The sequence below is a fragment of the Tannerella forsythia genome, from assembly GCF_003860135.1.
In the GTDB taxonomy this organism is placed as follows: Bacteria; Bacteroidota; Bacteroidia; order Bacteroidales; family Tannerellaceae; genus Tannerella; species Tannerella forsythia_A.
Genome location: NZ_RQYN01000131.1, coordinates 1 through 1,072, shown reverse-complemented (window position 1 = coordinate 1,072; position 1,072 = coordinate 1). Strand labels below are relative to the sequence as shown.

1 protein-coding gene is annotated in these 1,072 nt (G+C 37.9%); it reads left to right on the top strand.

Annotated elements, in window-relative coordinates:
• Positions 1–957, top strand: a 957-nt coding sequence (locus EII41_RS13615; protein WP_185711932.1) for an IS630 family transposase, incomplete at its 5' end; no start/stop codon positions are given.
• Positions 958–1,072: the final 115 nt, after the last annotated feature.

The window sequence follows — 1,072 nt, the reverse complement described above, 5'->3', positions numbered from 1 at the left end:
TCAGGTCGTTCTCAAAAAGAAATTGCTCAAATAATTGGTATTAGACCGGCCACTATTTGTCAATGGTGTAAAGATTACGACCATGAGGGTCAAAAGGGTTTGATAGCCAAGAAACGTGGCGTTAAATCAGAGGATAAGAAACTCCTCAGCGACAGCCAAGAGCTACTTATCCAAAAGATGATAACAGACACCATGCCGGATCAATTGAAACTAAACTTTGCCTTGTGGACACGCAAAGCTGTAAAAGAATTGGTTGATCGGGAGTTACAAATAACTATTGCCGAGACCACTATGGGGGATTATTTGAGGAAATGGGGTTTTACGCCTCAAAAGCCCAAGAAACAAGCATACAAACAATGTCCAAAGGCCGTTCAAAAGTGGTTGAATGAGGATTATCCGTCAATCAAAGAAAGAGCTAAAAAAGAAAACGCGGAAATTTATTGGGGTGATGAAACAGGTGTAAAAAACCAATGCAATCATGGCAGAAGTTATGCACCGAAAGGAAAAACGCCTATAAAGAAAAGTATGTCTAAACGCTTCTCGGTCAATATGTTTTCAGCCGTCACCAATCAAGGTAAGGTTCAGTTTATGATTTACTCGGAAGCAATGAACGCAGAGCGATTAATAGAATTTCTAAAACAATTAATCAAATCATCAAGAAGAAAAATTTATCTCATATTGGATAATCTTAAAGTTCATCACAGCAAAGTAGTAAAAGAATGGGTGGGAAAGAATCAGGACAAAATTGCATTGTTTTTTCTGCCTTCCTATTCTCCTGAAATCAACCCGGATGAATACCTGAATTGTGATTTGAAACAAGGGCTGTCAGCCAAGAAATCCCCTAAAAATAAAGACATATTACAAAACAATGTAAAACAGCATATGGATTTGCTTACAAACAATCCCGAGAGAGTGAAAAAGTACTTTAAACATAAGTCAATTGAATATGCGGCATAGGACGACAACAACAAATTACGCTATTTATACGTCGGGTTAATAAAAAGTTCACGGATATCATCCCTCTGGAAAAGGACTTGTCCGATAGATCTCGAGATAGAATGAAGACTTGGAG